This is a genomic window from Sphingobium lactosutens DS20 (assembly GCF_000445105.1).
Lineage (GTDB): Bacteria > Pseudomonadota > Alphaproteobacteria > Sphingomonadales > Sphingomonadaceae > Sphingobium > Sphingobium lactosutens.
Genome location: NZ_ATDP01000090.1, coordinates 97877 through 104502 on the forward strand (window position 1 = coordinate 97877; position 6626 = coordinate 104502).

Annotated in this window: 5 protein-coding genes and 1 pseudogene; 3 read left to right on the top strand and 3 right to left on the bottom strand. The window is 58.9% G+C overall.

Translation table 11 applies throughout. From position 1 onward, the window contains the following. Positions 1-8 precede the first annotated feature (8 nt). Both RLDS_RS57000 and RLDS_RS41275 read left to right on the top strand, forming a co-directional pair. A pseudogene (locus RLDS_RS57000) lies at positions 9-1047 on the top strand (IS3 family transposase); the annotation flags it as partial. Positions 1048-1121: 74 nt separating this feature from the next. After that, positions 1122-2228, top strand: a complete 1107-nt coding sequence (locus tag RLDS_RS41275; RefSeq protein ID WP_021226285.1) for a Fic family protein — start codon at positions 1122-1124, stop codon at positions 2226-2228. 281 nt (positions 2229-2509) lie between these two features. Here RLDS_RS41275 and RLDS_RS41285 read toward each other — a convergent pair whose 3' ends face one another. Further along, a complete protein-coding gene (locus RLDS_RS41285; RefSeq protein ID WP_021226287.1) occupies positions 2510-3088 on the bottom strand; it encodes a hypothetical protein in 579 nt (192 codons plus the stop codon). Positions 3089-3631: 543 nt separating this feature from the next. On the opposite strand from RLDS_RS41285, the gene RLDS_RS55975 reads away from it, so the two are divergent. After that, entirely contained in the window at positions 3632-4030 is a 399-nt protein-coding gene (locus tag RLDS_RS55975) for a hypothetical protein (RefSeq protein WP_021226288.1), read from the top strand. A gap of 164 nt (positions 4031-4194) precedes the next feature. Here RLDS_RS55975 and istB read toward each other — a convergent pair whose 3' ends face one another. Both istB and istA read right to left on the bottom strand, forming a co-directional pair. Continuing rightward, positions 4195-5001, bottom strand: a complete 807-nt coding sequence (istB, locus tag RLDS_RS41290) for an IS21-like element helper ATPase IstB (RefSeq protein WP_009821099.1) — start codon at positions 4999-5001, stop codon at positions 4195-4197. Further along, complete coding sequence (gene istA / locus RLDS_RS41295; protein WP_009823850.1) at positions 4991-6514, bottom strand: IS21 family transposase; 1524 nt, start codon at positions 6512-6514, stop codon at positions 4991-4993. Before istA ends, istB begins: the two co-directional genes overlap by 11 nt. Positions 6515-6626: the final 112 nt, after the last annotated feature.

Here is a 6626-nt window from a genome sequence, read left to right on the forward strand (position 1 = left end):
CCGACGAGATGATGAAGCATACAGAAGAGTTCAAGCGGGAGGCGGTGCGGATTGCACTGACCAGCGGGTTGCCCCGCGACCGGGTTGCATCGGATTTGGGGATAGGGAAGTCGACGCTGGGCAAATGGGTGTCACAGTATCGGCCATCTGACCTGGAGGCAGCGCCGCAGGCAGATCTGGCGCGTGAGAATGAACGCCTTCGCCTTGAGAACCGCGTGCTGCGGGAGGAGAGGGAAGTGCTAAAAAAGGCCACGCAGTTCTTCGCGAGCCAAAGGCCGTGAGGTTCGCGTTTGTGCATAGCTGGCGGCATCGGTGGCCCATTGAACTGCTTTGCCGTGTCATGTTTGTCAGTGAGCGCGGCTATCGATCCTGGCGCTCGCGACCGATCAGTCGGCGGGAGAGGACGGATATGAAAGTGCTGGCCCATATCAGGGAGCAGTACAGCCTCAGCCTCGGTAGCTATGGTCGTCCTCGCATGACGATGGAGTTGAAGGAGGTGGGGCTCGATGTTGGCGAGCGCCGGGTCGGGCGGCTGATGAAGATCAACGGGATCAAGCCAGTCCGCACGCGCAAGCACAAGCCTGTCCTGAGCATGTCGAAGGGGTTACGACTGACAGCCACCATCGCCTGGGTGTCGCAGCGAACTGGCTGGACGGCGATTTTGCCGCAGATGCGCCCAACCGTAAATGGGCCGGCGACATCACCTATATCTGGACATCCGAAGGCTGGCTCTACCTGGCCGTCATCCTGGACCTGCATAGCCGTCGCGTCGTGGGCTGGGCAGTCAGCGACAGGATGAAGAAAGAGCTGGCGATCAGGGCCCTGGATATGGCGGTGCGCCTGCGTCAGCCTCCCGAGGGCTGCCTTTTCCATTCGGATCGCGGCAGCCAATATTGCTCTTACGACTATCAGAAAAAGCTGCAGGCCTATGGCCTGCGTCCATCAATGAGCGGCAAGGGAAATTGCTACGACAATGCGTCCGTCGAGACTTTCTTCAAATCCCTGAAGGCCGAACTCATCTGGCGGCAGAGTTGGCCGACGCGGCGTTTTGAGCGATAGTGACATCTTTTATAGATCAAATAATGCTGATATATAATCGATAGGAAGGGGTTCTATCGATCATGCGTTGGAATTGGCAACAACCCGACTGGCCTAACTTCGCCTATGACGCGACGCGTCTGAGAGGCCGTGAGGACCAGTTTCTGAAGGGTGCCGGTATTCTGGTCGGTGTCATGGCCCACCTCGATGCCGACGATCGTCAGAACCTTTCCATCGAACTCCTGGCACAGGAAGCTGTCGATAGCTCTGCAATTGAGGGAGAGATCCTCGATCGCGCGAGCGTGCAATCGTCCGTCGCGAAGCACCTGGGAATTAAAGCCGACCACCGCCGCGCCAATGCCGCCGAGGCGGGCGCTGCAGAACTCATGGCGAATCTCTTCCGCAGCTATGGCGAGCCGGTCAGCGATGCCATGCTGTTCTATTGGCACGCCTTGCTCATGAACGGTAGGCGGGACCTCGCCGATATAGGCCGATATCGAACACATGCCGATCCCATGCAGATCGTCTCGGGAGCCCTGCACGCGCCGAAGGTGCATTTCGAGGCGCCGCCATCGCAAGCGGTGCCAGGCGAGATGGGCGCATTCATTGCCTGGTTCAACGATACCGGGCCGGCCGGCCCTTCACCGGTAAGCGCATTGACGCGAGCGGGTATTGCTCATCTGTGGTTCGAGACCATTCACCCCTTCGAAGATGGCAACGGTCGCCTCGGCCGCGCGATTGCGGAAAAGGCTCTGGCCCAAGGGCTCGGCGCGCCCGCGATCACGGCTCTTGCAGAGACCGTCCAGCGTCACCGCAAGGATTACTACGCCCAGCTTCAATGGGCGAGCCTGTCGAACCGGATCGACGATTGGCTCGAATGGTTCTCGGATATCGCGCTTGCCGCCCAACAGCGCACACTCGATCGGGTTTATTTCCTCCTGTCTAAGACCAAGTTGCTCGATCGCCTCCGCGATCGGATCAACGTACGGCAGGAGAAGGCGCTCATCCGAATGTTCGCCGAGGGCCCAGACGGCTTCATGGGTGGCCTGAGCGCGGCAAACTACCGGACCATCACCGACGCAGCCCCCGCGACGGCCACTCGCGATCTCGCAGAACTGGTCGAGTTGGGAGCCCTTCGAAAGGAAGGGGAACTGAAGCACACAAGATACTATTTGAACCTTGGCGAATGACCAAACATCCAGAACGCTAAATAATCCCGGGGCCACGCGCCTTCGGGCTCGTTCGAGAACAGGCGAGAGCAAACGTTCGAGAGCATGATCAACGGAGGAAGGCTAACGTCAAGCTGGCGCCGCGAGTTCGCCGATCACTTGCCCGACCAGTCCACGCAGCCAGCGGTGGGCCGGGTCGTGACGGTAGCGGACATGCCATGTCATCTCAACGGGAAAGCTGCCGAGATCGACCGGCGCCGGCAGGACGCGGAGCCGTGGATCGTGCGCTAGCCGCCGACAGATCAAGCCCGTTCGAGAACAGGCGAGAGCAAGCGTTCAGCCCGCGCAGAGCCAAAATCTTGGACCGCCTTGGCAAGACGGGAACGATCCATTTCCTTCGCCCGCTCGAGCGCGCGCGGGAGCACTGCCGATTTGTCTTCCGGCAGCCGATCGAGATTGTGCAGCAGATCGACCAGCAGGATTTCCTTGGACAGCCGCTTGGGTACAGACGGCCGCATCCGGAAATCATAGACACGCCCATCAAGGGTGAACTTCCCGTGCCGCTTGCGGTTGTAGACGACCGGCTCGTTGTAGAGCTGCGTCGTACCGACCCCGAGCCCGTTGAACGCATTTGGCGAGACCATCAGAAAACGGTCGTCGCCGAGAAATGTCTCGACGAGCTTTTCGGGCTTGGCAGGTGCCGCCCCGAGCCTTGTTTGACGCGGCGCCATATAGACACCGGCGGAAACCTTTTCGAGGCGCCCTTCATCCAGCAATTGCCGCACATGACGATCGACGGCGTTGGACCAGCGGGCGAGATCCTTGCGACGGTAAACCTGTCCAGGGCGCAGGTGGCGCTTGAGATCGCTGAGGGCCGACATGTCAAATCTCCTGGGCTCCAGATAAGCGCTTCGGGCGTGTCATGCAATGATTCTCATTAAAGATTCATGCACATTAACTTGAACAGAGATTACGCCGTAGTTCTCTTTTTTCAAAGGAATCGGCTGAAGCGACCACCTAAGACGCGCCAGAGGGCGCCCTTCAGATGATTGAGATCATTCTGGGGATCGCGTTTTACGCACTCTGGCGCGGAGATTTTTTTCGATATCGCACTTTACCGAGGCGGCACCACGCCAAACGACTTAGCCAGACGATCCAACGCCGCGACGTTCGCGCCGCGAATGGAGAACTTTCGAGAGCTAACCGCATGCCTTGCGCCGATGCGCCATGCTGTCGTCTACTTCAATCGCGCACGCCTAATTTCGGTGCCCGCAAAGCCCACCACTTCAGGGACGTCGATCGAGGTGCCTTGCCCAACTAAGCCTAGTTAGGAACTTGATATGTCGATTGGATAATATCTGACCGAGTTCAAGGACTGGCTGCTCAGGGAGTCCCGCTGCCCAACGAGCGATGAAAATGAATCGATGAGCCGTCATAAAGCCGCTCTCGGCGCGACTGACAATTTGGTCGAGTTCACCCGGCTTCATTCGCCGGGCGGGCTCAATACATCTACTGACATCGCGGCTGATCGAGCCCCGTTGCTGATGTCGTTCACACGGCACCGCCGCATTCCGATCAATTGGCTTGCGGTGGTCGAAGGCAAGGACCTTAAAGACATCTGGGCTGATGATGCGTTACGACGCCGGATCGAGACATTTTGGCTTATCGAGAAGGGAGATGCCGATAAGGTCCCTAGACCCGCTGTCATCGATCTGGACGAGGCGGACTATTGCGTTCGAATATTCTATCCGGATGGCCTCGCAGGTGGGTCAGGTTCTCGAGCCTCATACGTTAACGGTGCCCTCGACGGCGACCTACGCTGATGCGCAAGTGGGATCGAAGCCGTCAACGGAACCCTATTCGGAGAGGATGCGCGAAGCAGAAATCCGGCTCAAATACGCTGAGATCGATGGCCGGCAGGCCGAATCTGTTGATTTCCACTGAGAAGTGACCCGGGTTTTCCATCGAGAAGTGACCCGTCTGCGGATTATGTTTCGGGTGTCACGGGTGGGTCAACCCGTGGTTTTCTCTTTTGGGTTCTGGCCTGCTTGGCAGAGCTGTTTTTGAAGCGGAAGCTATCGTTGCCGGTCTCCAGGATGTGGCAGTGATGGGTAAGCCGATCGAGGAGCGCCGTGGTCATTTTGGCGTCGCCGAACACGGTGGCCCATTCGCTGAAGCTCAGGTTTGTGGTGATGATGACGCTGGTGCGCTCGTAGAGTTTGCTCAGCAGGTGGAAGAGCAGCGCGCCACCTGAAGCACTGAACGGCAGATATCCAAGCTCATCCAGGATAACGAGATCGGAGTGCAGGAGGCGATTGGCGATCTGACCGGCCTTGCCCTGTGCTTTTTCCTGCTCGAGCGCATTGACCAGTTCGACCGTCGAGAAGAAGCGGACGCGCTTTCGATGATGTTCGATGGCCTGGATGCCCAGCGCCGTTGCCACATGGCTCTTGCCGGTGCCAGGACCGCCGACCAGCACGATATTGTCGGCGATGTCGATGAAGTCGCAGCGATGCAACTGACGCACCAGAGCTTCATTGACCTCGCTACTGGTAAAGTCGAAGCCGGCCAGATCGCGATAGACAGGGAAGCGCGCGATCTTGAGCTGATAGGCCACAGACCGAACCTCCCGTTCTGCTGTCTCGGCTTTGAGTAACTGGGAGAGGATCGGGATGGCGGCTTCGAACGCTGGAGATCCCTGTTCCATGAGATCGGTGACGGCCTGCGCCATGCCATGCATCTTGAGGCTGCGGAGCATGACGACGATGGCGCCGCTGGCAGGGTCATGACGCATGACGCTTCTCCTTGCGCAGATCATCATAGCGTTCGACATTGGCCATCGGTTCGCTGACCAGCTTGAGCGCCTGGGGCGCCGTCACCGGCGGCGTGGAGATCGGTTTTCCGTCGACCAGCCTATAGAGCAGATTGAGGATATGGGTCTTGGTCGGAACGCCAGCCTCCAGCGCCATGGTGACCGCCGTCAGCACCAGTTGCTCATCATGATGAAGAACCAGCGCCAGTATTTCGACCATTTCCCTGTCGCCGCCGGGATTGCGCAACAGATGTCGCTGCAGACGCTGGAACGCATCGGGTAGCTCAAGGAAGGGCGCACCGTTGCGCAGGGCGCCGGGCTTGCGCTGCACGACCGCCAGATAATGGCGCCAGTCATAAACCGTATGACCTGGACCGTCGTGAGAGCGGTTGATGATGCGCTGATGTGCGCAGATTGGCTGCCCCTCGGCGACGACCTGGAAGCGATCAGGATAGACGCGCAGGCTGACAGTGCGATTGGCGAAAGAGGCCGGTACGCTGTAGCGATTGCGCTCAAAGTGGATGAGGCACGTCGGCGATACCCGTTTGCGATATTCCACAAAACCATCGAAGGGCCTGCCCGCAACCATCAGACACTCAGATTCATCGGCCCAGGCATTGGCAACCGATCCGGGTTCGATCCCGTGAGGGATGTCCTCCCATAACGCCTTGCAGCGCTCCTCCAGCCACAGGTTCAGCGCATCAAGGCTTTCGACCTGCGGCGTGGGTTGCCACAGACGGTGCCGCGCATCCTGGACATTCTTCTCGACCTGCCCCTTTTCCCATCCCGCAGCCGGGTTACAGAACTCAGCTTCGAACAGATAGTGGCTGACCATCGTCAGGAAGCGTGCGTTGACGGTGCGTTCCTTGCCACGCCCGACCTTGTCGACGGCCGTGCGCATATTGTCATAGATACCCCGGCGCGGCACGCCGCCCAGCACGCGGAAGGCGTGATTATGGGCGTCGAACAGCATCTCATGGGTTTGCAGCAGGTAGGCGCGCACGATGAATGCCCGGCTGTAACTGAGCTTGAAATGCGCGACCTGCAGCTTGGTCCGAACCCCGGCGATGATTGCCCAGTCCTCACTCCAATCAAACTGGAAAGCTTCCCCCGGCGCGAACGACAGGGGCACGAATGTCCCACGCCCGCCAATCTGTTGCTGGCGCCGATAATCTTCGCGCCAGTCCCGAGCAAAAGCGGCAACCCGGTTGTAGGATCCTTCATAACCCAGGCTCACCAAATCGGCGTGAAACTGCTTGATCGTGCGCTTCTGCTTGCGCGATCGGCCCATATCGCGCCGCAGCCAGGCCGCCAGATGCTCAGCAAATGGGTCCAGTTTGCTTGGTCGATCAGGCACCTTGAACCGCGGATCGATCGTCTCGGACCGCAAATATTTGCGGATCGTGTTGCGTGATAGTCCGGTGCGCCGCGCTATCTCCCGGATCGGTAGATGATCGCGAAAATGCCAGCGCCGGATAACGCTCAATAACGCCATGTCCAACACTCCATATACCCTCGCTTGTCAAAGCCAGGGACGAGTTCAACATGGGTCAATTCTCAGTGGAAATTTACGCCCTACCCGGGTCACTTCTCAGTGGAAATCAACA

Bases quoted from the DNA above. Each gene is read 5' to 3' on its own strand.
- RLDS_RS41285 (WP_021226287.1), bottom strand. From the start codon at position 3,088: ATGTCGGCCCTCAGCGATCTCAAGCGCCACCTGCGCCCTGGACAGGTT.
- istA (WP_009823850.1), bottom strand. From the start codon at position 6,514: ATGGCGTTATTGAGCGTTATCCGGCGCTGGCATTTTCGCGATCATCTA.
- istB (WP_009821099.1), bottom strand. From the start codon at position 5,001: ATGCGTCATGACCCTGCCAGCGGCGCCATCGTCGTCATGCTCCGCAGC.
- RLDS_RS55975 (WP_021226288.1), top strand. From the start codon at position 3,632: ATGAGCCGTCATAAAGCCGCTCTCGGCGCGACTGACAATTTGGTCGAG.
- RLDS_RS41275 (WP_021226285.1), top strand. From the start codon at position 1,122: ATGCGTTGGAATTGGCAACAACCCGACTGGCCTAACTTCGCCTATGAC.